The organism is Arsenophonus apicola, assembly GCF_020268605.1.
GTDB classification, from domain to species: domain Bacteria; phylum Pseudomonadota; class Gammaproteobacteria; order Enterobacterales; family Enterobacteriaceae; genus Arsenophonus; species Arsenophonus apicola.
Genome location: NZ_CP084222.1, coordinates 302783 through 329284 on the forward strand (window position 1 = coordinate 302783; position 26502 = coordinate 329284).

The following is a 26502-nucleotide window of genomic DNA, read 5'->3' on the forward strand; positions in this document are numbered from 1 at the left end:
TTATGCGTATAATTGTTTATGGTAGTTTAAGACGTAAACAGGGAAATCATCATTGGATGACCTATGCTCAGCTATTAGGAGAGTATCGGTTGGAAGGTTATGAAATTTATGACTTAGGTCATTACCCTGCAGTAATACGTGGTAAAGGGACGATAGAATGTGAAGTTTATCGTATTACACCTTCAATTTTAACTGAGCTTGATGAATTAAAAAGGAATTCCCAGGATTATGAAAGAGAGTTGATATCGACACCTTATGGTAATGCATGGATTTATCTTTATAAACTTCCGGTAGATGGTTTACGGCGAATTGAAAGTGGTGATTGGCTAAAACGTAATGGGAAAAGCAAATAAATTTTTCTAACTAGATCCCATTTATTAATAATAAAGGGGATCTGTTAAATCTATATGATGATTATTTTTTAGCTGCGCGTTCAAAAGAAGAAAGAATTTCAGCTTTTGCCGCATCAACATTTTCCCAACCTTCCACCTTTACCCATTTGCCTTGTTCTAAATCTTTATAGTGTTCAAAGAAATGTTTAATTTGAGCACGTAATAATTCAGGTAGATCGTGAATATCCTTAATATGATCGTATTCTTTAGTCAATTTAGAATGAGGCACAGCAACTAATTTTGCATCTTCACCGGATTCATCGGTCATTTTTAAGACACCGATTGGGCGACAACGGATCACTGCTCCTGGTTGTAGCGGATAAGGTGTTGGAACTAAAACATCAACAGGATCGCCATCTAGGGAGAGAGTATGGTTGATATAACCATAATTACAGGGATAAAACATAGCAGTAGACATAAAACGATCGACAAAGATGGCGCCGGATTTTTTATCTACTTCATATTTTATCGGATCAGCATTGGCTGGAATTTCTATAATGACATAGATATCTTCAGGCAGTTCTTTCCCTGCCGGTACGTTATTTAGGCTCATAAAAAATGTCCTTTATTTAAAGCTATAAATTGAGTAGCGGTTATTATAGCCGTAAACGAAAGAAAAACTCACTATCAGATAGGATCTTATTATAAAAATAAGCTTAACAATAAAGGCCAGATTGGTTGCCTTTATTGTGTACGATAGGACGTTATTCATTAACTGAAAATTCAAGCATAAAGCTTTCGGCTTTCTCTACCATAGATTTTGTTCCAACGAAGAATGGTACACGTTGATGTAGTTGTTCTGGAACAATATCTAAAATGCGATGACTACCATCACTTGCTTTACCTCCCGCCTGTTCGGCTAAAAAGGCAATCGGATTGCATTCATATAGTAAGCGTAATTTACCTTTAGGATGGCTTGCTGTACTTGGATAAATATAAATACCACCTTTTAGTAAATTTCGATGAAAATCTGCCACCAGAGAGCCAATATAACGGGTAGTATAAGGGCGAAGTGTAGCGGGATCTTGCTCCTGGCAATATTTTATATATTTTTTTACCCCTAATGGAAATTTACTATAATTTCCTTCATTGATTGAATACATGTTGCCTTGGGTCGGGAACATCACTTTTTCGTGAGATAAACAGAAAACTCCCAGAGAAGGATCATAGGTAAAGGCATGCACACCATAACCGGTTGTATAGACCAGCATGGTTGAAGAGCCATATACAACGTAGCCGGCTGCGACTTGTTGATGGCCCGGTTGTAAAAAATCTGCTTTGGTAACAGGTTGTCCAATCGGTGTAATGCGGCGATAAATAGAGAAAATAGTTCCTACCGAAACATTTACATCAATATTTGATGAACCATCTAATGGATCCATTAATACGACATATTTGGCATTTTCTGCCCGATCACCATCAAAAATAACGATTTCGTCTTCTTCTTCAGAGGCAATGCCAGCAACCTCTCCTCGCGCTTTCAAAGCGGCTTTTAATTTTTCATTCGCGTAGAGGTCAAGTTTCATTTGAACTTCACCTTGAACATTAGAAGCACCACTTGCGCCTAAAATATCCACCAAACCGGCTTTATTAATATCGCGGTGAATGATTTTTGCACCTAATTTAATGGCTGACAATAATGCAGTAAGTTCACCAGTAGCATGAGGAAAATCATGTTGTTTTTCAACGATAAATTCGTCTAATGTTTTCATGACCAAGGTCCTGAGTCAAATTTTATAGAGGTTTTTTAAGGAACTGTAGTTCCTTATGTGCGTGCAGTTTAGCCAAATTAGGGCAAGATTAATAGTTGGATTATTTTTGTTAATCAAGATAACGATTCATTTCATATTATCGCGCTGATCAGCGCGATAACTGTGATTTTTACAACTCTTGTTCAAATAAATTCAAAATGGCTTCATAAAGTCGTTTGGTGGAAAATCCCAGAGTTGGAGTAGAAAAAATGGTATCATCGCCGGCGATACTACCTAAAATTCCTTCTGAAGTTCCTAAAGAATCTAATAAACGAGCAATCAGCTGTGCAGCCCCAGGGCTAGTACGAATAACCACAATTGATTCATTGTAATTAACATCTAATACCAAATTTTTTAGTGGGCTAGTTGTTGTAGGAACAACCAGTTCAGCGGGTAGGCAATAAACCATTTCCATTTTCGCATTACGGTTACGCACTGCGCCAAACTTAGTCAGCATTCTAGAAATTTTTGATTGGTTTATATTTTCAAAGCCTTGCTCTTGAAGTGCTATAACGATCTCACTTTGTGAACTAAATTTTTCTTCTTTGAGCAGCGCTTTAAAAGCTTTCACGAGATCTTCTTGTTTAGAAGAAGCATACATAAATCACCTTTTTCAAGACGTTAAGTAGAGCGATATTATGTATAAAGGTGAATTTTTATGCAACAAGGAGTCTAGCCATAGTGCTATGAAAATAATAAAAAAAGCAATAATAGAAATTATTTGTTAGTTATTTGTCTGTTTTGTGGAAATTGAAGATAAATTTTTGTTTAAAAAATAATGTTAATTGTAAAAATAACCTTTGTGACTCTACCTTATGCTGCTACCTAATCAATATTAAAAAAGTGCCCCTTATCGCATTAGTCGATAAGGATTTTATTTAAAATGAAAGCAAAAAATTTATCGGACTTATCTATTAACAACAATTAATCGTAATTAATAGACTGTCATATGAATAATGTATGTAATAGATTGAAAGTTTTAAGCTATTTCGAAGTGTCATCATTTAAAGGAGTATCAGCATGAAATTAGCTATTCTTGGGGCAGCAGGTGGTATTGGTCAAGCGCTTGCACTTCTTCTTAAAAACCAGCTTCCATCAGGCTCAGAGCTTTCTCTTTATGATATTGCTCCTGTGACCCCTGGTGTTGCCAAAGATTTAAGCCATATTCCAACGGATGTAAAAGTAATTGGTTTTGCTGGTGAAGATCCAACACCTGCACTTGACGGTGCTGATGTAGTATTAATTTCGGCAGGTGTTGCCAGGAAACCGGGAATGGATCGTTCAGATTTGTTTAATATAAATGCCGGTATCGTACGTAGTCTGATTGAAAAAGTTGCTCAGAGCTGTCCAAAGGCGTTAATTGGTATTATTACTAATCCGGTCAATACCACGGTTCCGATAGCAGCAGAGGTATTAAAAAAGACCGGTGTGTATGATAGAAATCGACTATTTGGTGTAACAACCTTAGATATTATCCGTTCTAACACTTTTGTTGCTGAATTAAAAGGTAAAAAACCGCAAGAAATTGAAGTGACGGTTATTGGAGGTCATTCTGGCGTAACGATTCTACCGCTACTCTCTCAAATTCCAGCAGTTAGCTTTACCGAACAGGAAGCTGAGGAGCTAACTAAACGTATCCAAAATGCGGGAACTGAAGTTGTAGAAGCAAAAGCCGGTGGTGGATCCGCAACACTTTCTATGGGACAAGCCGCTGCACGATTTGGTTTATCATTAATACACGCTTTAAATGGTAAAGAAAATATAATCGAATGTGCATATGTGGAAGGTGATGGTGAATATGCGCGTTTTTTTGCTCAGCCAATACGTTTAGGTAAAAATGGTATTGAAGAAAGATTACCTATAAATATTATGAATACCTTTGAAAAAAATAAATTGGAAAATATGTTAGAGACACTCAATAAAGATATTAAATTAGGCGAAGATTTTATTAATAAATAATATTATTAACTTAATTAAATAATAAACCGCAGATATGAGTCTGCGGTTTTTTTATAATTTATTCGTTATTTTTATTAGTAGGCTGACGAATATTTCGTTCTAATAATTCTCCTGTATTGAAATCGTAATAACGGCTAGGCCATATTTCAGAGGGATGAAGGTTTAAAAAGTTTGCAATTATCCATTCTCCTTTTGGCCAGGGCCGAGATAAAGCATTGGCTAGGGTAGAAGAGCTTAAACCTGCTTGTCTTGATATAGCTGCTAATGTTGTTCCGCGTTTTCTTAGCGCTGCAATAATATCCGCAGGATGCCAATCAGATTTCTGTGAAATCATTTTTAATCCTTTTTCTATTAAATATATTGCTGTATTAGTGGTATAAATAACAGATAGTTCTCACATGTATTTCGAACTAGAACTTGTTATTAGAAATAAAATAACATTTTTTTCTTTAATAGTTTCTTATTTTTTTCTTAAAAATCTCTTTTTTGAACTTGATTGCAAAAAATAGAGAAATTTTACAGATATTTTAAGAAATATAGTGAGGTTCTCTTCAATTTATTAGGAGTGTATATAATTAATTCTAGTTATATTAATTCAGTATAATAGAGTGAAAAAAATAAAAATCTTTAATTCATATTAATTCCTTAAAATTAATAGTTATAAAATAATTTGTCCGATATTAATAGAAAAAAAATTAGTTAATAATGATAGTAAAAAGGAGAACAATATTTGCAAGAGATAAAAAAAGAAATAACCCTGCAATTTTATTCAATGATTTTTCTATGTTTAAGAAATTTGGAGGGTTTTAAAAGAAAAAAATAATCAAGAAGGCCACCATTTTTAACAATTAGATTTGCAGAATTAGGTTATGTATTAATACCAAAAGTGATGCGAGAAAATTATGAAAAAAGAATGGTATACCGCGAAAGAACTCGCTGGATTGGTTGGTTTGCCTTCATCACCACAAGGTATCAACCTAATGGCTCGCAGGGAAGGTTGGGAGCAACGTCGAAAACGTGGAGTCCAAGGCAAAGCTGTTGAATATCATGTCAGTAGTCTGCCTGAAGATGTATTTAATGTATTATCGCTAAATGATAACTCTATTGATTATCGCGGCAAAGGAAAACGACAAGATGCTTTTTTAATTTGGGTCGAAGCTTATAAACAATTAACAAAAAAAGAGCGTGAAAAAATTATTAAATTTATTTTACGGGAAGGATTGGAAAAGTTAATTGGTTATATCAATTGTTGTGAAGCGATATTAGTGGAAGAAGATAACTCTGGAACAGGATGAGCTGTTCCAAAGAAGTTTTTGTCACGAGGGGCGTTGCACGGAAATGCAAGCCAAGCTGATCAGAGCATCCTTATAAGATGTGTCAGGTAAGATATCTAGCGTTTTAATTGCTTTATCGGCTTCCTCTCTAGCTCGGTCACGGGTATATTCAAGAGAGCCACAGCGTTTCATGGTAATTAATATAGTACTAAGTAAATGGCGCCCATTACCTTTTTCTATTGCGTTACGAATAAGTGCGGATTCTTCTGCGGTGCCTTTTTTCATTGCATGAAGTAGCGGTAATGTTAACTTTCCCTCATTTAAATCATCGCCGATATTTTTGCCAATAGTGGTACTATCCGCGTCATAATCTAGAAGATCATCAATCAGTTGGAAGGCCGTACCAAGAAAACGACCATAATCTCGTAAGGCTTGTTGCTGGGTCTCATTGGCACCAGATACAATCGCTGATGCATGTGTCGCAGCTTCAAATAGGCGTGCAGTTTTACTATATATTACTTGCATATAGATGCTTTCGGTGATGTCTGGATTATTACAATTGATTAGTTGTGAAACTTCACCTTCTGCAATGACATTTGTTGCATCAGACATCAGTTTTAAAACAGGCATTGAATCAAGTGCTGTCATCATTTGAAATGAGCGGGTATAAATAAAGTCTCCTACTAATACACTGGCGGCATTACCGAAAACAGAATTTGCTGTTTTTTTCCCGCGCCGCAAGGTTGACTCATCAACAACATCATCATGTAGTAATGTTGCGGTATGAATAAATTCAACCAATGCTGCTACATTAATGTGCTTTTCGCCTTGATAACCTAGCGCTCTTCCAACCAGAATAGCAATCATAGGCCGAATTTTTTTTCCGCCACCACTGATAATATAGTGACCTAGTTGATTAATGAGGTAGACATCTGAATTTAATTGATTCAAGATTGCTTTATTAACCGCTTCCATGTCTTTTGCGGTTAGATTGATAATTGATTCTAAATTCATTTTATAAATTCTTACATCAATTTGGTTTTACCTAAACATAATATTTAGTCATGTGATCTTGTACTGTTAATCTGTCACCGATTGTACTGTAAAATTAATTGCAAATGAACGGCTACAGAATAAATACACTTTATAAAGTAGATTTTTTATTATTAGATTGAATTCTAGGCTTGTCTTCTGATGCTTTTTTGCGTAGAATTCGCGCCCTATTGTGAATATTTATAAAACGCACTCTGAATCAAATATGCTAAGGGAGTGTGTTAAGCGGAGTTTATATGTACGCGGTTTTCCAAAGTGGTGGTAAACAACACCGAGTCAGCGAAGGCCAAACAGTTCGCCTGGAAAAGCTAGACATTGCGACAGGTGAAACTGTTGAGTTCGATCAAGTATTGATGATCGCCGACGGTGATGATATTAAAATCGGTGCGCCTGTCGTTGAAGGCATCAAAGTTAAAGCTGAAGTTATTGCGCATGGTCGCGGTGAGAAAATTAAAATTGTTAAATTTCGTCGCCGTAAACATAGCCGTAAACAACAGGGCCACCGTCAGTGGTTTACTGATGTTAAGATCACTGGTATTGCTTAAGAATTAGGAGAGCAGATTAATGGCACATAAAAAGGCTGGCGGCTCAACGCGTAATGGTCGCGATTCCGAAGCAAAACGCCTAGGTGTAAAACGTTTTGGTGGTGAATCTGTATTGGCAGGTAGCATTATTGTTCGTCAGCGTGGTACTAAATTCCATGCTGGTATTAATGTTGGTTGTGGTCGCGATCATACCCTATTTGCATTGGCTGACGGAAAAGTTAAATTTGAAATTAAAGGACCAAAAAATCGTAAATATGTCAGTATTGAAGCTGAATAAGTTTTTTTGATCTTTAAATAGAGTTTAAAAAAGCCCTGCAAATATGCGGGGCTTTTTATATTACCTTATGTAATACCATCTCTGAGTAAAACTACCATCTAGCATATAATGTCTAGTATGCGGAGAAAAGATAATGAAATTTGTTGATGAAGCCAAAATATTAGTTATAGCTGGCGATGGTGGCAATGGTTGCGTTAGCTTCCGCCGTGAAAAATATATTCCTAAGGGTGGGCCTGATGGTGGAGATGGTGGAGATGGTGGAGATGTCTATCTGTTGGCTGATGAAAATCTTAATACGTTAATTGATTATCGATTTGAAACCATCTTTCGAGCTGAACGAGGACAGAATGGTCAAAGTCGTGATTGTACAGGTAAACGTGGTCAAGATAACACCATTAAAGTGCCAGTTGGTACACGGATACGCGATTTTTCAACCAGTGAAATCGTCGGTGATATGACGCGTCACGGGCAGCGCTTAATGGTTGCAAAAGGTGGATTTCATGGTTTAGGTAATACTCGATTTAAATCATCAGTCAACCGTGCGCCTCGTCAAAAAACGATGGGAACGAAAGGAGAAACAAGAGAGTTGCTACTTGAATTGATGTTACTTGCTGATGTAGGCATGTTAGGTATGCCAAATGCAGGTAAATCGACTTTCATTCGTTCAGTTTCTGCAGCAAAACCCAAAGTTGCTGATTATCCCTTTACTACATTGGTACCGAGTTTGGGGGTAGTACGTGTGGATAGTGAGCAAAGCTTTGTTATTGCAGATATTCCTGGTTTAATTGAGGGAGCAGCAGAAGGTGCAGGTCTTGGCATTCGTTTCTTAAAGCATTTGGAACGCTGCACGATACTTCTACACCTTATTGATATTTGCCCTATTGATGGTTCTGATCCGGTTGAGAATGTCAAAATAATTGATGCCGAACTGGAAAAATATAGTGAAAAGTTAGCCCAAAAACCGCGGTGGTTAGTGTTTAACAAAGTTGATCTTTTGACTACTGAAGAGGCAAATGATCGTGCAAAAGCTATTATTGAAACTTTAAAATGGCAAGATAAGTATTATCAGATTTCTGCGGTAAATCAGCTAGGCGTTAAAGCACTTTGTTGGGATATTATGACATTTATGCAAGCCCATCCGCAAAATATATCACTAGATAATAGTAACGGATCAGATAAAGCTGAATTTATGTGGGATGATTATCATAAAGAGCAACTATTTGATAATAAAACGGATCTAGATGATGACGATTGGGATGAAGACGATGAAGAGGGAATCGACTTCATTTATAAGCGTTAATTAATACGAATTATTTTTAGCGGGTATCGAGTAGATACCCTTTTGTTTTTTTAGTTATTACGATAAAGATCTTTGTAGAGATGGCCCTCAAAACGGACAAGTGGAATACGGCGACTATTATATTGTGCTGGCGGTAAGCTATAAGCTGAAATAAACTGTACGAAAGCGATACGCTGACCACTTTGTGCAGTAATGAAGCCGACGAGATTATATACTCCTTGCAAAGCACCGGTTTTAGCTGAGACCTTACCATTAACTCCGGCATTGTCTAAGCCGCCACGATAACGTAGAGTGCCGTCATGGCCTGCTAAGGGTAACATAGCAATAAAGTTTAGTTGACCATCATGTTTAGCAATATATTGCAAAATAGACATCATAGCCGCTGGTGTAATTAAATTGTGACGAGATAGCCCTGAACCATCTACCATAATTGTATTAGCTAAGTTAATATTGGCTTTTTGTTTTAAAATCTGGCGGATAGCATCGGAGCCAGAAGACCAGGTGCCAGGGACACCATAATATTCACGGCCTATGGTTCTAAAGATCGCATCAGCTATCATATTATCAGATTTTTTTAACATTATTGTTAGCAAATGATGTAATGGCTTAGATTTTGTTGTAGCTAGGATATTTCCTGCTATGGTAGGCATATGGCGCCGTTTAATGTGCCCAGTAATCGCAATCTGGGCATTTGTCAGGCTAGTTTTTATTATGGCTCCTGCATAGCTTGCGCCATTTTGAATGGCAAATGCTAATGGTAACGGTTCAGTGCGTTGAATTAAGCAACCAGTTAGTATATAACGGTTTAGTTCTCCTGGTATAACATCTAATGCACAATAACGTGCATCAGTAGAACCTTTTGCTAGCGTAATAACTTGGCTGAACATATTAACAGGGTAAAAAGGGGCAGTATGGATATAAGCAATATCGCCAGGTTTTTGACCACTATGTAAAGTGACTGAGAAACAGTTTTTATCGATAATCGCAGCGCTTTGTGGAGCACTAAAACATTGTGTCATATCATTCCATACCCACCCAGGAGCCTTATCTTGGCCAGCGAAGGCTGATATATCAATAATTAAGTCGCCATCAATTTGCTCAATGCCTAGCTGCTTTAATTCAGCTACCATATTGCGAATTTGTTGGCGTGTTAAGGTTGGATCACCAGTGAAGCGTACAACCAAATCACCTTTTAAACGATGACCGATAATTTTTCCTTCGGTTTCGAAATAGGTGACAAATTGATAATCGCTACCTAATTGAAGTAAGGCGGCTAATGCGGTAATAATTTTTTGAGTACTTGCAGGCAGCGCCATTTGTTGGCTATGGTAATCGATCAACGGCGTATCACTCCCCACTTTTTGCGCGATAAAAGCGAGATTTGTGCCTGTGGGCAGATAATTGATATAGGTTTCAATGGGTGCTGATAGCGCCTGATTGAATATGAAAAGTAGGTTAAATAACCAATATGATCTTCCCATTTTTTTTAAAAAAGCCATAAGTGCAGTATATAAAAGTAGACATAATAGACATACTAAAGTGTAATGCAGAAAAAAGTAAACGGTGACCTAGCATTAAGTGTGCGTTAGAATGGTTAATTAAATGATAGAATAATAAAGTCGCAAATTAATAGTTAACAAGGTTTACCCCTTTTTTGTTTGCCTAGAATGTTGTTTTGTCAGAAGTGCTAATTTGCTTTAATGACAGAAAAATCAGGAAGATATTTAATTTTTATTTAGGAAAGAATCAGAGGCATTTATTAATGAAACAGATTCCAATGACGGTACGTGGCGCAGAAAAGTTGCGTAAAGAGTTAGAATTTTTAAAGAATATCCGCCGTCCTGAAATTATTGCTGCTATTGCAGAAGCACGTGAACATGGTGATTTGAAAGAAAATGCAGAATATCATGCAGCGCGTGAGCAGCAAGGGTTTTGCGAAGGGCGTATCCAAGAAATTGAGGCTAAATTGTCTCATGCGCAAGTTATTGATGTAACAAAAATGAAAAATGAGGGTCGTGTAATATTTGGTGCAACAGTCACGGTATTTAATGTAACCACAAATGAAGATCAGATTTATCGTATTGTGGGTGATGATGAAGCTGATATCAAAGAAAATCTCATTTCTGTTAATTCACCAATAGCACGAGGTTTGATCGGTAAGACTATGGATGATGTGGCAGTTATCACCACCCCTGGCGGTGAAGTTGAATATGAAATTTTGAAAGTGGAATATATTTGATTTTCATTTTATCTTAAAGCGTTATATTCTTGAGTTAATTTTAAAGTAAAAGAGGCCAATATGGCCTTTTTTACCCTGCAGTGAGATGGCATTTTTGTATAAATGTAGAAGACTTATTTAGGTAAAATAATCTTGTGTGTTTCAGAAGGACGATAGAGTATCAAGATTTTACCAATAATTTGCACATTGATAGCATCGGTTTCTCTAACAATAGCGTTTGCTATCAAATTTTTGGTCTCACGGTCTTCACTCGCTATTTTGATTTTGATAAGTTCATGATATGAAAAAGATTGTTCTATTTCAGCTAAAACACCTTCAGTTAAACCATTGTTACCTATCATTACAACAGGGTTTAGATGATGAGCAAGGCTTTTTAGATATTGTATTTGCTTTTTATTAAGAGTCATTGTTTTTTGCTTTAGTGGGATTGAAAACGGTACATTCTACCGCCATCTTTTAATTATCACCATAAATTCTATAATTTTGGTATATCGAAATGGCAAAGATAGATGTTATTTTATAAGTATAGTTGGAAAAACAATGGCTAATAAAAAGCGTTCAGCAAGCTCTAGTCGTTGGTTGCAGGAACATTTTAGTGATAAATACGTTCTTCAAGCACAAAAAAAAGGGTTTCGCTCACGCGCATGGTTTAAATTGGATGAGATCCAGCAGAGTGATAAAATATTTAAACCTGGTATGACCGTTGTTGATTTAGGTGCAGCGCCTGGCGGTTGGTCTCAATATGCAGCAAGTAAAGTTGGCCAGACGGGGCGGGTTATTGCATGTGATTTATTGCTAATGGATCCCATCGTTGGTGTTGATTTCTTGCAAGGAGATTTTCGAGATGAGCAGATATTAAAGGCATTGCTTGAACGCGTTGGAGATAAAAAAGTCCAGGTCGTTATGTCGGATATGGCTCCCAATATGAGTGGGACCCCTGCAGTCGATATTCCTCGCTCCATGTATCTGGTTGAGCTAGCGTTGGATATGTGTCGTGATGTACTGGCTTCCGGCGGAAGTTTTATTGTTAAAGTATTTCAGGGAGAAGGCTTTGATGAATATCTGAGGGAAATTCGCTCTCTATTTTTAAAAGTTAAAATTCGTAAACCAGATGCTTCGCGGTCACGTTCACGTGAAGTGTACATTGTAGCGACAGGACGCAAAATATAGTACCCTGTACGTTATTTATTTAACATAGTTGTAATGAAGAGGTTCATCCCTTGAGTGACATGGCGAAAAACCTGATTCTCTGGGTAGTCATTGCGGTAGTCCTGATGTCTCTATTCCAGAGTTTTGGTCCTAGCGATTCGAATAGTCGCAGGGTGGATTATTCTACCTTTATGAATGAGTTAACTCAGGATCAGATACGTGAAGTGCGTATTTCTGATCGTGAAATTAGTGTTAAGAAAACGGATAACAGTCGTTATACGACTTATATTCCAGTGAGAGAGGATCCAAGATTGTTGGATACCTTGCTTGAAAGACATGTCACCGTCATTGGTGAACCACCTCAAGAGCAAAGTTTCTTAGCAACTATTTTCATTTCCTGGTTCCCAATGTTATTACTGATTGGGGTTTGGATCTTTTTTATGCGTCAGATGCAAGGAGGAGGTGGCAAAGGTGCTATGTCCTTTGGTAAGAGTAAGGCTCGCATGCTGACAGAAGATCAAATTAAAACAACTTTTGCTGATGTTGCCGGTTGTGATGAAGCGAAAGAAGAAGTGGGTGAGTTAGTTGAATATTTGCGTGAACCTGGACGTTTTCAAAAATTAGGTGGTAAAATTCCTAAGGGAATTTTGATGGTAGGACCACCGGGAACAGGTAAAACCTTGTTGGCAAAAGCCATTGCTGGTGAAGCAAAGGTTCCCTTTTTTACTATCTCCGGTTCAGATTTTGTAGAAATGTTCGTTGGTGTTGGTGCTTCTCGCGTACGTGATATGTTTGAGCAAGCCAAGAAAGCAGCGCCTTGTATCATTTTTATTGACGAAATAGATGCTGTTGGCCGCCAACGTGGTGCCGGTTTGGGAGGAGGGCACGATGAACGTGAACAGACTCTTAACCAGATGCTGGTAGAGATGGATGGATTTGAAGGTAATGAAGGTATTATTGTTATTGCTGCTACCAACCGTCCCGATGTGTTAGATCCGGCATTATTGCGTCCTGGACGTTTTGATCGGCAGGTTGTTGTGGGTCTACCTGATGTACGTGGTCGTGAACAGATTTTGAAAGTTCATATGCGCCGTGTACCTTTAGATCCTAGTGTTGATGCTTCGGTATTGGCACGAGGCACCCCTGGTTTTTCTGGTGCTGATTTAGCTAATTTAGTTAATGAAGCTGCCCTTTTTGCGGCGCGCGGCAATAAGCGTGTTGTCACTATGGTGGAATTTGAAAAGGCAAAAGACAAGATCATGATGGGTGCTGAACGTCGCTCTATGGTCATGACAGAAGAACAAAAAGAATCTACTGCTTATCATGAGGCTGGTCATGCAATTATAGGCCGGATTGTTCCAGAGCATGATCCTGTTCACAAAGTGACAATTATCCCGCGTGGTCGTGCGTTAGGTGTTACATTCTTCTTGCCAGAAGGCGATCAAATTAGTGCGAGCCGGCAAAAGCTAGAAAGTCAAATTTCCACCCTTTATGGTGGTAGGTTAGCGGAAGAAATTATTTACGGTTCAGAAAAGGTATCTACTGGTGCCTCAAACGATATTAAAGTAGCAACTAATCTTGCTCGTAATATGGTGACGCAATGGGGTTTTTCTGAGAAATTAGGGCCATTGCTCTATGCAGAGGAAGAGGGTGAGGTTTTCCTAGGCCGTTCGGTTGCTAAGGCGAATCATATGTCAGACGAAACTGCGCGAGCAATTGATGAAGAGATTAAGGCAATTATTGATCGTAATTATAAACGAGCTCGTCAGATTTTGAATGATCACATGGATATCCTGCATGCGATGAAGGATGCATTAATGAAATATGAAACCATTGATGCACCTCAAATAGATGATTTAATGAATCGCCGTCCAGTTAGAGCGCCAGCTGGCTGGGATGATAATGATAGTAGTAATCCTACTGCAACATCCTCATCACAAGGCGAGCCAGAAAAGAATATTTCTGCCGCTCAGGGTGAAGATAGTGTGAATGGAAATGATAATGGTAGTAACACAGAGAATCGTTAATGCTCATCGGTTTTCTATGTGAAATGAATTAATAATTAAAACCCCAGGATAGCCTGGGGTTTTGTTTGGTTGAGTAAGGTGATTATGAAAATTACTGCCCGAAAAATAGAGCTTGATCTTAATCGTCCTATTGTTATGGGAATATTAAATGTTACTCCAGACTCTTTTTCTGATGGTGGTATATACAATCGTTACGACTATGCGCTCAAGCATGCAGCTAGTATGGTTGACCATGGTGCGGCAATTATCGATATTGGTGGTGAATCAACCCGCCCGGGTGCTAGTGAAGTGACTTTACAGCAAGAACTTGACCGGGTTATCCCAATAATTGAAGCCGTAACTGATCGTTTTGAGGTTTGGGTTTCTGTTGATACATCGAAAGCTGTTGTCATGACAGAGGCAGCCAGAGCCGGTGCGCATATTATTAATGATGTTCGGTCGTTACATGAGCCGGGTGCATTAGAAGCCGCAGCTGAAACAGGGTTACCTATCTGTATTATGCATATGTTAGGTCAACCTAAGACAATGCAACAAACACCCGTTTATAAAAATGTGGTTGCAGAAGTAAAACAGTATTTATCAGATAAAATTGACCGCTGTGAAGCGGCAGGCATTGCGAAAAATCGTTTGATTATTGATCCAGGTTTCGGTTTTGGTAAAAATTTGGCGCATAATTATCAATTATTAGCGAAATTGAATGAATTTCATGCTCTAGAAGTGCCGCTGCTAGTTGGTATGTCACGTAAATCTATGATTGGTGAATTATTAGATGTGCCACTAGAGGAACGGCTTATTGGCAGTATTGCATGCGCTGTTATCGCAGCTATGCAGGGAGCACAGATTATTCGTGCGCATGATGTAAAAGAAACTGTACAGGCTATGAATATTGTTCAAGCAACCCTTTCAGTAAAGGAAACAGATGATTATGAGTAAGCGCAAATATTTTGGCACCGATGGTATTCGTGGCAAAGTAGGAGAAAACCCAATTACCCCTGATTTTGTTTTGAAATTGGGTTGGGCAGCGGGTAAGGTTTTAGCGCGGCATGGTTCTCGTAAAATAATCATAGGTAAAGATACACGCATTTCAGGTTATATGTTGGAGTCATCTTTAGAAGCGGGTCTTGCAGCAGCTGGACTATCTGCTGCATTTACAGGTCCTATGCCGACACCAGCAATTGCTTATTTAACACGCACATACCGTGCTGAGGCGGGTATTGTCATTTCTGCTTCTCATAATCCCTATTATGATAATGGTATTAAATTCTTTTCGATTGATGGCACTAAGTTACCTGATGACGTAGAAGAAGCAATAGAAGCTGAGATGGAGAAGCCTCTTACTTGTGTAGAGTCTGCCGAATTAGGACGAGCAAGTCGTATTGTTGATGCTGCTGGGCGTTATATAGAATTTTGCAAAGGGACGTTTCCGAGTGACCAAAGTCTAAGTGGTTTAAAAATAGTTTTAGATTGTGCTAATGGTGCAACATATCATATTGCGCCGAATGTATTAACTGAGCTTGGCGCGGAAGTCATCGCAATTGGCTGTGAACCAAATGGACTGAATATTAATCAAGGCTGTGGGGCGACTGACGTCGTGCTATTGCAAAAACGTGTGGTAGCTGAAAAAGCGGATATTGGCCTTGCGTTTGATGGTGATGGTGATCGGCTAATAATGGTTGATCATCGGGGCAATAGAATTGATGGCGATCAAATTCTTTATATTATTGCTCGTGATGCACTTCGACAAGGTCAATTGCATGGTGGTGTTGTTGGCACTTTAATGAGTAATATGGGATTGGAATTAGCCTTGCAACAGTTGGATATACCTTTTATCCGGGCAAAAGTCGGCGATCGTTATGTTCTCGAAAAATTACAAGAACAAGGATGGCGGCTTGGTGCTGAAAATTCAGGTCACATTATATTGTTAGATAAAACAACAACAGGTGATGGTATTATCGCTGGTTTACAAGTTCTAAGTGCCATGATCCGTAATAATACCAGTCTTTATGATCTTTGCCGAGAGGTGAAATTGATGCCTCAAGTATTGGTAAATGTGCGTTTTTCTGGTAGCCATAATCCATTGGTTACAGAAGATGTTTTAAATGTGGTAAAACAAGTGGAAAATGACCTAGCAGGTAGAGGACGGGTTTTATTACGTAAATCAGGAACCGAGCCTTTAATTCGTATTATGGTAGAAGGTGAGAATGAAAAACAGGTTACTGCAATGGCTAATCGTATTGCCGAAGTGGTTAAGCAAGTAAAATAGATCATAATATTTTTAGAAAAAATCATATGGTTGTATAAGTATTGTGTTATTTTTTACCCGCTGACTTCAGGTAACGACTTTTGTTGTTTTTTTCTACAAATAGTACAATGAAATAAAAATAATCTTGCTTGTCAGCTAAGCTTTGGTTAGTATTCAAAACCGCTCCTTAGAGTAACGACGTAAGGAGCGAGCTGCAATAGATAGGTTTTCCCAAACTTTATTGTTAAATAGGTAGTTAGCTATGTACATAACCCTTTTGGTTATCTTTTTGTTAGTCTCAATTGTGCTGATTGCTATGGTCATGCGGCAACAAGGGAAAGGTGCTGATATGGGAGCTTCATTCGGTGCTGGCGCTTCTGCAACATTATTTGGTTCATCAGGGTCAGGTAATTTTATGACGCGGATGACGGCTATCTTTGCAACATTATTCTTTGTTATCAGTTTAATTTTAGGGAATTTAACTTCCAATAAAAGTGTGACTGGAAGCAAATGGGAAAACATTGGTGAACCGGTTAAAGTTGAGAAACCAGTTGGAGTACCTACCGCGCCTGTTGCACCAACAAGTGATATTCCTCATTAATTAAACAACAGTTTGTGTAGTGAGGCGGTTTTGGCAAAAAATTGTCTTACTGGTGTGCCGAGGTGGTGAAATTGGTATACACGCTACCTTGAGGTGGTAGTGCCTATAAAACAGGCGTACGGGTTCAAGTCCCGTCCTCGGCACCATTTTAAAAGATAACTTGCGTTTCGTATATTATCAGCGTAAAATTTGCGAAGTTTTCGAACGCGGGATGGAGCAGCTTGGTAGCTCGTCGGGCTCATAACCCGAAGGTCGTCGGTTCAAATCCGGCTCCCGCAACCACTTCTTAGCATATGATCTATTTCAGGCGTCTCGTTGAATTATTTTTCGTTTGGAAGAGTGCTGAGTCAGGGGTTAAACCTACTGGCAGTGTATAGGGTCCAGTTGCATAAAGCCCCGGGTTTCGGGGTTTTTTGTTATTTAAAACAGAATTACTGGGCTTTTAGCCCTTTTTTTATGTCTGGGGGTGGGGTTTGTCCACATTAGAGCAAAAATTAACATCGATGATTTCAGTGCCGGTAGAAGCGTTAGGTTTTGAATTTGTTGGGCTGGAGTTTATTCGAGCACGTGTTTCGACATTACGCGTTTATATTGATAATGAACATGGTGTTACTGTTGATGATTGTGCCGATGTTAGCCACCAGGTCAGTGCAGTACTGGATGTTGAAGATCCGATCTCAGTGCTCTATAACCTGGAGATATCTTCACCAGGACTTGAGCGTCCACTCTTTACTGTTGCACACTATCAGCGTTTTATTGGTAAAGAAGTGAATTTAATATTAAGAATAGCAATGCAGAACCGTCGTAAATGGCAAGGTATAATTAAAGCTGTTAATGACGAAATGATTACGGTTACTGTGGATGGCAAGGACGAAGTGTTTGCACTAAAAAACATCCAGAAAGCTAACCTGGTACCCCACTTTTAATAAAGTTCAATGAGGCAACTAGGATGAATAAAGAAATTCTGGCTGTTGTGGAAGCGGTTTCTAATGAAAAATCTCTTCCTCGCGAAAAAATCTTTGAAGCGCTTGAAACCGCATTAGCAACAGCTACTAAGAAAAAATATGAACAAGAGATTGATGTTCGCGTTAATATTGATCGTAAAACGGGAGATTTTGATACATTTCGGCGTTGGTTAGTAGTTGAAGAAGTAACGCAGCCAACACGTGAAATTACCTTAGATGCGGCAAAATTTGAAGACTCAGAGATTAAATTAGGCGATTATGTAGAGGATCAAATAGAGTCTGTTACGTTTGACCGCATTACTACTCAAACTGCAAAACAGGTTATTGTTCAAAAGGTACGTGAAGCTGAGAGAGCGATGGTTGTCGAACAATTTCGTGAGCAGCAAGGTGAAATCATTACCGGGGTAGTAAAAAAAGTAAATCGTGAAAATATTACATTAGATTTAGGAAATAATGCCGAAGCGGTAATTTTGCGGGAAGATATGTTACCACGTGAAAACTTTCGTCCAGGTGACCGTGTGCGTGGTGTATTATATGATGTACGTCCAGAAGCGCGTGGGGCTCAGCTATTTGTTAGTCGTTCTCGTCCTGAAATGTTAGTGGAATTATTTCGCATAGAAGTACCTGAAATAGGTGAAGAAATTATTGAAATTAAAGCTGCTGCCCGTGACCCAGGCTCGCGGGCAAAAATTGCCGTAAAAACGAATGATAAACGTATTGATCCAGTAGGCGCCTGTGTTGGCATGCGTGGTGCAAGGGTGCAAGCAATATCAAGTGAACTTGGTGGTGAGCGTATTGATATTGTTCTGTGGGATGATAATCCTGCACAATTTGTGATTAATGCGATGGCGCCAGCTGATGTGGCTTCTATTGTCGTTGATGAAGATAAATGTACGATGGATGTTGCCGTTGAGAGTAGTAATTTGGCTCAGGCAATTGGTCGTAATGGACAAAATGTTCGCTTAGCTTCTCAATTACTAAAAAAACATCGTGGAGATGACAGATGGGAATTAAATGTCATGACTGCAGAAGAACTTGAAGCTAAACATCAAGCAGAGGCACATGCATCTATTAATTCTTTTGTTAAGCATCTTGATATTGATGAAGAATTCGCTACTGCTCTCGTTGAAGAGGGTTTTTCTACATTAGAAGAATTAGCTTATGTACCAATCAACGAACTATTAGAAATTGAAGGTCTTGATGAGACAACGATTGAAGTTTTGCGTGAAAGAGCGAAAGCGGCGCTGACGACATTAGAATTGGCTCAAAAAGAGAGTATGGGGGATAATCAGCCAACTGAGGATCTGTTAAATCTACCAGGTATGAATCATGCTTTAGCAATGAACCTAGCTGCTCATGGTATTTGTACATTGGAAGATCTTGCCGAACAGGGGATCGACGATCTGAGAGATATTGAAGAAGGGCTGAATGATGAACAGGCTGGTGAAATTATTATGGCTGCGCGCAATATTTGCTGGTTTGGCAACGATCCAAAATAATTTGTAGCAGGAAGGAACAGAATGGCAGATGAAACTGTAAAATCATTGGCAGCAGAGATTCAAACTTCAGTTGAACGCCTGGTACAGCAGTTTGCTGATGCCGGGATAAAGAAAACTGAAAATGACGCTGTTACTCAAAATGAAAAAGAAACTTTACTTGCATACTTAAATCGTGAAGATGGGACTACAGGTAACCAGACTGGCAAATTAACACTACAGCGAAAAACTCGCAGCACTCTAAGTGTTCCGAGTACGGGCGGAAAAAGTAAATCAGTCAATATTGAAGTCCGTAAAAAGCGCACATATGTTGACCGCGATGCATTGGAAAAAACGAAAGCTGAAGAGCAAGTGAAGCATGAAGCTGAAGAGCAAGCAAAGCGCGAAGCAGAAAAAAAAGCAAAACGTGAAGCCGAAGAGAAAAAAGCGAAACGTGAAGCAGCTGAAAAAGCCAAGCGCGAAGCAGCGGAAAAAGAGAAAGTGAAACAAAGTAAAAATAATCAAAAAACGGCTAAATCGAATCAAGATTCGGCTACTTATACGGAAAAACAGCGTCGCGAAGCTGAAGCAGCAGAGCTCAAGCGGAAAGCTGAAGAAGAGATGCGACGTAAGGTAGAAGCTGAAGCTAAACGAGTTGCTGAAGAAGCTCGACGTATGGCAGAGGAAAACTCCAATAGTTGGAGTAGTGCTGATGAAGTAGAAGATAATGTAGATTATCATACCACGACTTCTCGTCATGCTCGTGAAGCAGAAGACGAAAATGATGCCCAAGAAGAAGGCCGTCGCGCCCGAAATCGAGGCGGAAAGGCTACTCGGCAGAAAAAAAATAATAAACATTCTGAGAAAGCTGATCGCGAAGAAGAGCGAGCGGTTGGTCGTACGAATAAAACTAAAGGTAAACAGAAGAAAACCAGTTCATTACAGCAAAGTTTCACAAAACCAGTTGCGGTTATTAACCGTGATGTTGTTATTGGCGAAACCATCTCGGTTGCTGAATTAGCAAATAAGATGGCAGTCAAAGGCTCCCAAGTTGTCAAGACTATGATGAAAATGGGCGCCATGGTGACCATCAATCAGGTGGTTGATCAAGAAACAGCGCAACTTGTGGCAGAAGAGATGGGGCATAAAGTCATCTTGCGTCGTGAAAATGAGTTGGAAGAAGCAATTTTAAGTGATCGTGATACTGGTGAAGCAATCGCAGAACCACGAGCACCAGTTGTAACGATCATGGGGCATGTTGACCATGGTAAAACGTCATTACTTGACTATATTCGTTCGACTAAAGTGGCATCGGGTGAAGCTGGCGGGATCACACAGCACATAGGTGCTTATCATGTTGAAACAGATAAAGGCATGATTACCTTTTTAGATACACCAGGGCATGCTGCATTTACTTCGATGCGTGCTCGTGGTGCTAAAGCAACTGATATTGTTGTTTTGGTCGTTGCAGCGGATGATGGTGTGATGCCCCAGACGATAGAAGCTATTCAGCATGCTAAGGCCGCTAATGTTCCCGTTGTTGTTGCAGTTAATAAAATTGATAAACACGAAGCTGATCCTGATCGCGTTAAAAATGAGCTATCTCAATATGGTATAGTGGCTGAAGAGTGGGGTGGTGAAAACCAATTTATCAATGTATCTGCCAAAAAAGGGACAGGTATTGATGAATTATTAGAAGCTATCTTATTGCAAGCTGAAGTATTAGAACTCAAAGCGGTTCGTACCGGCATGGCAAGTGGTGTTGTTATCGAGTCTTATTTGGATAAGGGGCGTGGTTCGGTTGCGACTATTTTAGTTCAGGAAGGCACTCTTAATAAAGGTGATATTGTCCTATGTGGTTTTGAGTATGGCCGTATTCGTGCAATGCGTAATGAATTAGGTGAAGATATTCAGTCTGCAGGGCCATCAATTCCGGTTGAAATTCTGGGCTTATCAAATGTACCTTCAGCAGGTGATGAAGCAACGGTTGTCCGTGATGAAAAGAAAGCGCGTGAGGTTGCACTTTATCGTCAAGGTAAATTCCGGGAAGTGAAATTGGCACGCCAGCAGAAGTCAAAACTAGAAAACATGTTTGCTGACATGGAAGATGGTAAGATTTCTGAGTTAAATATTGTATTAAAAACCGATGTACAAGGTAGTTGTGAAGCTATAATTGATTCGTTGCAAAAACTGTCAACTGATGAAGTGAAAGTAAAAATTATTGGTTCAGGTGTTGGTGGTATTACAGAAACGGATGTTACATTGGCTGCTGCTTCTAATGCGATTATCATTGGCTTTAATGTCCGCGCCGATGCTGCAGCAAGACGTATCGTTGAAAGTGAAAATTTAGATCTGCGCTATTACTCTGTTATTTATAGTCTTATTGATGAGATAAAACAGGCGATGAGTGGTATGTTGGCGCCTGAATATAAACAGCAAATTATCGGCTTAGCGGAAGTGCGTGATGTCTTTAAATCACCTAAATTTGGTGCAATTGCTGGTTGTATGGTTGTTGAAGGTATAATTAAGCGTAATAACCCTATCCGTGTATTACGGGATAATGTGGTTATTTATGAAGGTGAATTAGAATCATTACGTCGCTTTAAAGATGATGTTAACGAAGTTCGCAATGGTATGGAATGTGGTATTGGTGTGAATAATTACAATGATGTCCGTGTTGGTGATATGATAGAGGTATTTGAAGTCATTGAAGTGAAACGTTCTATTGATAATTAATACCTCCTTTACTGTTGCTTATTAAAAGGCCATAACATCAGTTATGGCCTTTTAACTAAAGAGTTATAGATAAGCATTCAAATAGTGCATATTGGTTATCGAAAGTTGCGGTGGCATTAATTCTTATGATGATAAATAATGTTTAACAGTTATTATTTATTTTATATAAAAATCAAATAGATATAACTATTGAATTTTATTTTTCTGATATATATATAATAATGAATGGTTATTATATTTTAGTTTTACCCTGTGAGGAGATGTCATAATGGCAAGAGAGTTTGGTCGTGCTCAGCGTGTTGCCCAGGAAATACAAAAAGAGATCGCCATTATTTTGCATCGAGAAATTAAAGATCCACGCGTTAAAATGGCTACTGTTTCAGGAGTGGAGGTTTCTCGTGATCTGGCTTATGCCAAAGTGTTCGTGACTTTTTTAAACATATCAGATCAAGAACATGAAATAGATATGGTTAAAAATGGTATCAAAGTATTGAATGGCGATATGGCGAAACATATTCGTTCTTTGCTCGGTAAAGCAATGCGTTTACGTATTGTTCCTGAATTAACTTTTTTTTATGATAACTCTTTGGTTGAAGGTATGCGTATGTCTAATTTAGTTAGCAACGTGATCCGTGATGATGAAAAGCGCCGTCATACCGCTAAAGATAAAGAGAGGAAGTAATGAGGCGTCGTCGAGGTCGCGAAGTTCACGGGGTATTGTTATTAGATAAACCGGCAGAACTTTCATCTAATGATGCTTTGCAAAAAGTACGTCGGTTATTTAATGCTAAAAAAGCAGGTCATACCGGAGCACTTGATCCTTTAGCAACCGGCATGTTACCGATTTGTCTGGGTGAGGCAACAAAATTTTCACAATTTTTACTTGATTCGGATAAACGCTATCGTGTTGTTGCTCGTTTAGGGCAGCGTACTGATACTTCAGATGCGCATGGCAAAATAATTTGTCAACGTCCGATCGAAATAACCCAGCGGCAACTTGATAAGGCATTAGATAAATTTCGTGGTAATTTAATCCAAGTACCGTCTATGTATTCTGCGCTTAAATATCAGGGTAAACCGCTTTACGAATATGCCCGTCAAGGTATTACTATTGAACGTCAAGGCCGCCCGATTACTGTTTATGATTTACAATTTGAGCGCTGGCAAGAGAATGAACTGGAATTAACCATTCATTGTTCAAAAGGGACTTATATACGGACTATTATTGATGATTTAGGTGAATTGTTGGGTTGTGGTGCTCATGTGATTTATCTAAGGCGCTTACAGGTAGCTACTTATCCTAGTGAACGTATGGTAACGTTAGAGCAATTATATACGCTTAAGCAGCAAGTGGAATTAGGAACAACTTCTCTGGAGGAACAATTAGATCCTTTATTACTACCTATCGATACAGCGGTTAGTCATTTTCCGGTAGTCAATATTTCATCGCTTGTTGCAACCTATTTTAAACAAGGGCAAGCGGTTGTTGCTAATCATCAGCTTCCCGAAGGTAATAAAGTTCGAGTAACAGAAGGTAATATCCATAAATTTATTGGTATTGCTGAGATCGATGAACAAAATAGGATCGCGCCTCGTCGTTTAGTCGTGGAAAGTGTCTGCTAGGATTTAGATGTTATCTTGCGTTATGATTGATTGAAGCGTAAAATAGGTGAGCATTTGTTCGGGAAGGCTGAATTAGAGATCGGCTTTCCTTATGTTTAATGAAAAATCTGGAGTTATTTTATGTCTCTAAGTACTGAAGCAAAAGCGCAAATTATTGCGGACTATGGTCGTGATAAAAATGATACGGGTTCTAGTGAAGTTCAAGTTGCTCTATTGACTGCACAAATCAATCATTTGCAAGATCACTTTGCAGAGCATAAGAAAGATCACCATAGCCGTCGAGGCCTGTTGCGAATGGTTGCTCAGCGTCGTAAGCAATTGAACTATCTGAAGCGTAAAGATGTTGCTCGTTATACCGGACTTATTGAGCGCTTAGGATTACGTCGCTGATTAGTTGGTTTCAAAAGAAAAGGGGCCAGAGGCCCCTTTTCTGCTAGAAAGCGTAAAAAATTTTAGAATTGGTTTACACTTACAAAATAATTTTAGGAAATAGATTTTTGCCAATTTATTTCTAAATAAAGTGAGCTTCTTTAGCTACAACCGGTTCGCGCGGCTAATGAGAATGCTGATATTCACAAGATGATTAAAAATATTCAGTATTGTCATTAGTCGTGAGGATGTAGCAAGAAGGGAAATATTGGTGTTGTTATATAAATAAACAGCTATTAAAAGGGTATTATTTTGCTTAATCCTATTGTTCGTAAATTTCAATATGGCCAGCATACCGTCACAATTGAAACGGGTATGATGGCGCGTCAAGCGACTGCTGCGGTTATGGTTAATATGGATGATACAGCCGTATTTGTCACTGTTGTTGGACAGAAAAAAGTGAAAGAAGGGCAGGATTTCTTTCCACTGACCGTTAACTATCAGGAACGATCTTATGCTGCCGGTCGAATTCCCGGTAGTTTTTTTCGTCGCGAAGGTCGTCCTGGTGAAGGTGAAACACTGATTGCCCGACTGATTGATCGTCCACTTCGTCCCTTGTTTCCAGAGGGATTTGTCAATGAGATACAAATTATTGCTACGGTTGTCTCCATTAATCCACAAGTGAATCCAGATATTGTTGCTATGATTGGCGCATCTGCTGCTTTATCTATTTCAGGTATTCCATTTAATGGTCCAATTGGTGCAGCGCGCGTTGGTTATATTGATGACCAATATGTTTTAAATCCCACCGTTGATGAATTGAAAAGCAGTCGCTTAGATTTAGTGGTAGCCGGCACGTCGAGTGCGGTACTAATGGTAGAGTCTGAAGCTGATTTATTGACGGAAGAGCAGATGCTAGGTGCGGTGGTTTTTGGTCACGAACAGCAACAAATCGTGATTGAGAATATCAATGCCTTGGCGGCCGAAACGGGTAAAGAAAAATGGGATTGGCAGCCAGAAGCGATTAATGAAGAATTACATCGCCGTATTGCTGAATTAGCTGAACAGCGGTTGGGTGATGCTTATCGTATTACTGAAAAACTAGAACGTTACACTAACGTTGATGCGATCAAAGAAGATGTTGCTAATACACTTTTGGCAGAAAATGAATCTATAGATGTTGCTGAAATAAACGACATTCTCTCCGGTTTAGAGAAAAAAGTTGTCCGTACTCGGGTGTTAAAAGGCGAACCGCGGATTGATGGTCGAGAAAAAGACATGGTACGTGCTCTTGATGTACGTACTGGCGTATTACCTCGTACCCATGGTTCAGCGTTATTTACGCGCGGAGAAACTCAGGCATTGGTCACGGCTACGCTCGGTACTGAGCGTGATGCGCAAGTTATTGATGAACTTATGGGTGAATATACCGATCGTTTCTTATTCCATTATAATTTTCCTCCTTATTCAGTGGGAGAAACGGGCATGGTCGGTTCGCCAAAACGTCGTGAAATTGGCCATGGGCGTTTGGCTAAGCGTGGTGTATTGGCGGTTATGCCGAACCAATCAGAGTTTCCCTATACTGTACGTGTGGTGTCTGAAATTACCGAATCTAATGGCTCTTCTTCTATGGCTTCCGTTTGTGGGGCATCACTAGCATTGATGGATGCCGGTGTTCCAATTAAAGCTGCAGTGGCTGGTATTGCCATGGGATTGGTGAAAGAAAACGATGATTATGTTGTGCTTTCCGATATCTTAGGTGATGAAGATCATTTAGGCGATATGGATTTTAAAGTCGCAGGTAGCCGTGAAGGTATTAGTGCTCTGCAAATGGACATCAAAATTGAGGGCATTACGCGTGAGATTATGCAAGTTGCATTAAATCAGGCAAAAGGGGCTCGTTTACACATTTTAACGGTTATGGAAGAAGCGATTAATCGTCCCCGTGAGGAAATTTCTGAGTTTGCTCCACGAATTCATACCATCCACATTAATCCTGATAAGATTAAAGATGTGATAGGAAAAGGTGGTTCTGTCATTAGAGCATTAACTGAAGAGACCGGTACTACGATTGAAATTGATGATGATGGTACGGTAAAAATTGCGGCAACTGATAGTTCTAAAGCAGAAGCGGCTATTCGCCGTATTGAAGATATTACCGCAGAAGTTGAAGTTGGTCGTGTCTATCAGGGCAAAGTCACACGTATTGTTGACTTTGGTGCTTTTGTTGCCATTGGTGGTGGCAAAGAAGGATTGGTGCATATCTCTCAGATAGCAGAAAAACGTGTTGAAAAAGTTACTGATTACTTACAGTTAGGTCAGGAAGTACCGGTTAAAGTACTGGAAATTGATCGGCAGGGTCGTATTCGCCTTAGTATTAAAGAGGCGGTTTCTACTGAAAAGCCGACTGAAACAGAAACACAAATTTCTGCAGAATAATTTGACGTAAGGCTCGGTGTCCTGTAAAAAGAGCACCTACTCAGTTTTTTGCTAACTGAGTCTCCGGTAATTGTGGGGATTGACGG

26 protein-coding genes and 2 tRNA genes are annotated in these 26502 nt (G+C 39.1%); 21 read left to right on the top strand and 7 right to left on the bottom strand.

The window, feature by feature from the left end:
- Positions 1–2: 2 nt before the first annotated feature.
- Positions 3–353 (top strand): gamma-glutamylcyclotransferase family protein, encoded by a 351-nt coding sequence (locus tag LDL57_RS01265; RefSeq protein WP_180558520.1) that lies wholly within the window; start codon positions 3–5, stop codon positions 351–353.
- Between the two features lie 61 nt (positions 354–414).
- Here LDL57_RS01265 and ppa read toward each other — a convergent pair whose 3' ends face one another.
- The 3 genes from ppa to argR all read right to left on the bottom strand — a co-directional run bounded on the left by ppa (position 415) and on the right by argR (position 2744).
- Positions 415–945, bottom strand: a complete 531-nt coding sequence (gene ppa / locus LDL57_RS01270) for an inorganic diphosphatase (RefSeq protein ID WP_180558519.1) — start codon at positions 943–945, stop codon at positions 415–417.
- 151 nt (positions 946–1096) lie between these two features.
- Entirely contained in the window at positions 1097–2104 is a 1008-nt protein-coding gene (fbp, locus tag LDL57_RS01275) for a class 1 fructose-bisphosphatase (RefSeq protein WP_180558518.1), read from the bottom strand.
- Between the two features lie 169 nt (positions 2105–2273).
- Entirely contained in the window at positions 2274–2744 is a 471-nt protein-coding gene (gene argR / locus LDL57_RS01280) for a transcriptional regulator ArgR (protein WP_180558517.1), read from the bottom strand.
- A gap of 419 nt (positions 2745–3163) precedes the next feature.
- Between argR and mdh the strand changes: the two genes are divergently transcribed.
- Positions 3164–4102, top strand: a complete 939-nt coding sequence (gene mdh / locus LDL57_RS01285; protein ID WP_225506823.1) for a malate dehydrogenase — start codon at positions 3164–3166, stop codon at positions 4100–4102.
- 58 nt (positions 4103–4160) lie between these two features.
- Here mdh and LDL57_RS01290 read toward each other — a convergent pair whose 3' ends face one another.
- Entirely contained in the window at positions 4161–4436 is a 276-nt protein-coding gene (locus tag LDL57_RS01290) for a helix-turn-helix domain-containing protein (RefSeq protein WP_026821841.1), read from the bottom strand.
- 568 nt (positions 4437–5004) lie between these two features.
- On the opposite strand from LDL57_RS01290, the gene LDL57_RS01295 reads away from it, so the two are divergent.
- Positions 5005–5397: a DNA-binding protein gene (locus tag LDL57_RS01295; RefSeq protein WP_032114378.1), complete on the top strand. Its 393-nt coding sequence runs from the start codon at positions 5005–5007 to the stop codon at positions 5395–5397.
- 21 nt (positions 5398–5418) lie between these two features.
- Here LDL57_RS01295 and ispB read toward each other — a convergent pair whose 3' ends face one another.
- Complete coding sequence (gene ispB / locus LDL57_RS01300; RefSeq protein WP_180558514.1) at positions 5419–6390, bottom strand: octaprenyl diphosphate synthase; 972 nt, start codon at positions 6388–6390, stop codon at positions 5419–5421.
- 275 nt (positions 6391–6665) lie between these two features.
- On the opposite strand from ispB, the gene rplU reads away from it, so the two are divergent.
- The 3 genes from rplU (at position 6666) to cgtA (ending at position 8551) form a co-directional block, all read left to right on the top strand.
- Entirely contained in the window at positions 6666–6974 is a 309-nt protein-coding gene (rplU, locus tag LDL57_RS01305) for a 50S ribosomal protein L21 (protein ID WP_026821838.1), read from the top strand.
- Positions 6975–6993: 19 nt separating this feature from the next.
- A complete protein-coding gene (gene rpmA / locus LDL57_RS01310) occupies positions 6994–7251 on the top strand; it encodes a 50S ribosomal protein L27 (RefSeq protein WP_180558513.1) in 258 nt (85 codons plus the stop codon).
- A 133-nt stretch (positions 7252–7384) separates the two neighbouring features.
- Entirely contained in the window at positions 7385–8551 is a 1167-nt protein-coding gene (gene cgtA, locus LDL57_RS01315; protein WP_180558512.1) for an Obg family GTPase CgtA, read from the top strand.
- Between the two features lie 50 nt (positions 8552–8601).
- On the opposite strand, the gene dacB is transcribed toward cgtA, so the two are convergent.
- Positions 8602–10032: a serine-type D-Ala-D-Ala carboxypeptidase gene (dacB, locus tag LDL57_RS01320; RefSeq protein WP_310740173.1), complete on the bottom strand. Its 1431-nt coding sequence runs from the start codon at positions 10030–10032 to the stop codon at positions 8602–8604.
- Positions 10033–10313: 281 nt separating this feature from the next.
- On the opposite strand from dacB, the gene greA reads away from it, so the two are divergent.
- Entirely contained in the window at positions 10314–10790 is a 477-nt protein-coding gene (gene greA, locus LDL57_RS01325) for a transcription elongation factor GreA (protein ID WP_026821834.1), read from the top strand.
- A 113-nt stretch (positions 10791–10903) separates the two neighbouring features.
- Here the strand turns inward: greA and yhbY are convergent, their stop codons facing one another.
- A complete protein-coding gene (gene yhbY, locus LDL57_RS01330; protein ID WP_180558510.1) occupies positions 10904–11197 on the bottom strand; it encodes a ribosome assembly RNA-binding protein YhbY in 294 nt (97 codons plus the stop codon).
- Between the two features lie 133 nt (positions 11198–11330).
- On the opposite strand from yhbY, the gene rlmE reads away from it, so the two are divergent.
- From rlmE to pnp, 14 genes are all read left to right on the top strand, one after another.
- The gene (gene rlmE / locus LDL57_RS01335; RefSeq protein WP_180558509.1) at positions 11331–11960 is read left to right on the top strand and encodes a 23S rRNA (uridine(2552)-2'-O)-methyltransferase RlmE; all 630 of its coding nucleotides are present in this window, start codon (positions 11331–11333) and stop codon (positions 11958–11960) included.
- A gap of 59 nt (positions 11961–12019) precedes the next feature.
- On the top strand, positions 12020–13966 hold the full coding sequence (gene ftsH, locus LDL57_RS01340) for an ATP-dependent zinc metalloprotease FtsH (RefSeq protein WP_180558508.1): 1947 nt from the start codon (positions 12020–12022) through the stop codon (positions 13964–13966).
- Between the two features lie 84 nt (positions 13967–14050).
- Positions 14051–14899 (top strand): dihydropteroate synthase, encoded by an 849-nt coding sequence (gene folP / locus LDL57_RS01345; RefSeq protein ID WP_180558507.1) that lies wholly within the window; start codon positions 14051–14053, stop codon positions 14897–14899.
- The gene (glmM, locus tag LDL57_RS01350) at positions 14892–16229 is read left to right on the top strand and encodes a phosphoglucosamine mutase (RefSeq protein ID WP_180558506.1); all 1338 of its coding nucleotides are present in this window, start codon (positions 14892–14894) and stop codon (positions 16227–16229) included. The genes folP and glmM overlap by 8 nt, the downstream gene beginning before the upstream one ends.
- 241 nt (positions 16230–16470) lie before the next feature.
- Complete coding sequence (secG, locus tag LDL57_RS01355) at positions 16471–16809, top strand: preprotein translocase subunit SecG (protein ID WP_180558505.1); 339 nt, start codon at positions 16471–16473, stop codon at positions 16807–16809.
- Between the two features lie 56 nt (positions 16810–16865).
- A tRNA-Leu gene (locus tag LDL57_RS01360) sits at positions 16866–16955 on the top strand.
- Between the two features lie 59 nt (positions 16956–17014).
- A tRNA-Met gene (locus tag LDL57_RS01365) sits at positions 17015–17091 on the top strand.
- A 191-nt stretch (positions 17092–17282) separates the two neighbouring features.
- Entirely contained in the window at positions 17283–17735 is a 453-nt protein-coding gene (gene rimP / locus LDL57_RS01370) for a ribosome maturation factor RimP (RefSeq protein ID WP_225506827.1), read from the top strand.
- Positions 17736–17758: 23 nt separating this feature from the next.
- Positions 17759–19273 (top strand): transcription termination factor NusA, encoded by a 1515-nt coding sequence (nusA, locus tag LDL57_RS01375; RefSeq protein ID WP_180558503.1) that lies wholly within the window; start codon positions 17759–17761, stop codon positions 19271–19273.
- A 21-nt stretch (positions 19274–19294) separates the two neighbouring features.
- Positions 19295–21985: a translation initiation factor IF-2 gene (infB, locus tag LDL57_RS01380; protein ID WP_225506831.1), complete on the top strand. Its 2691-nt coding sequence runs from the start codon at positions 19295–19297 to the stop codon at positions 21983–21985.
- Between the two features lie 268 nt (positions 21986–22253).
- Positions 22254–22667 carry a 30S ribosome-binding factor RbfA gene (rbfA, locus tag LDL57_RS01385; protein WP_180558501.1) on the top strand — a complete coding sequence of 138 codons (414 nt, stop codon included), beginning with the start codon at positions 22254–22256 and terminating at the stop codon, positions 22665–22667.
- A complete protein-coding gene (truB, locus tag LDL57_RS01390; protein WP_180558500.1) occupies positions 22667–23608 on the top strand; it encodes a tRNA pseudouridine(55) synthase TruB in 942 nt (313 codons plus the stop codon). Before rbfA ends, truB begins: the two co-directional genes overlap by 1 nt.
- Before the next feature lie 120 nt (positions 23609–23728).
- Positions 23729–23998: a 30S ribosomal protein S15 gene (rpsO, locus tag LDL57_RS01395; protein ID WP_180558499.1), complete on the top strand. Its 270-nt coding sequence runs from the start codon at positions 23729–23731 to the stop codon at positions 23996–23998.
- Positions 23999–24289: 291 nt separating this feature from the next.
- Positions 24290–26416, top strand: coding sequence for a polyribonucleotide nucleotidyltransferase (gene pnp / locus LDL57_RS01400; RefSeq protein ID WP_180558498.1), 2127 nt, complete (start codon positions 24290–24292; stop codon positions 26414–26416).
- The last annotated feature ends 86 nt before the right edge of the window (positions 26417–26502 follow it).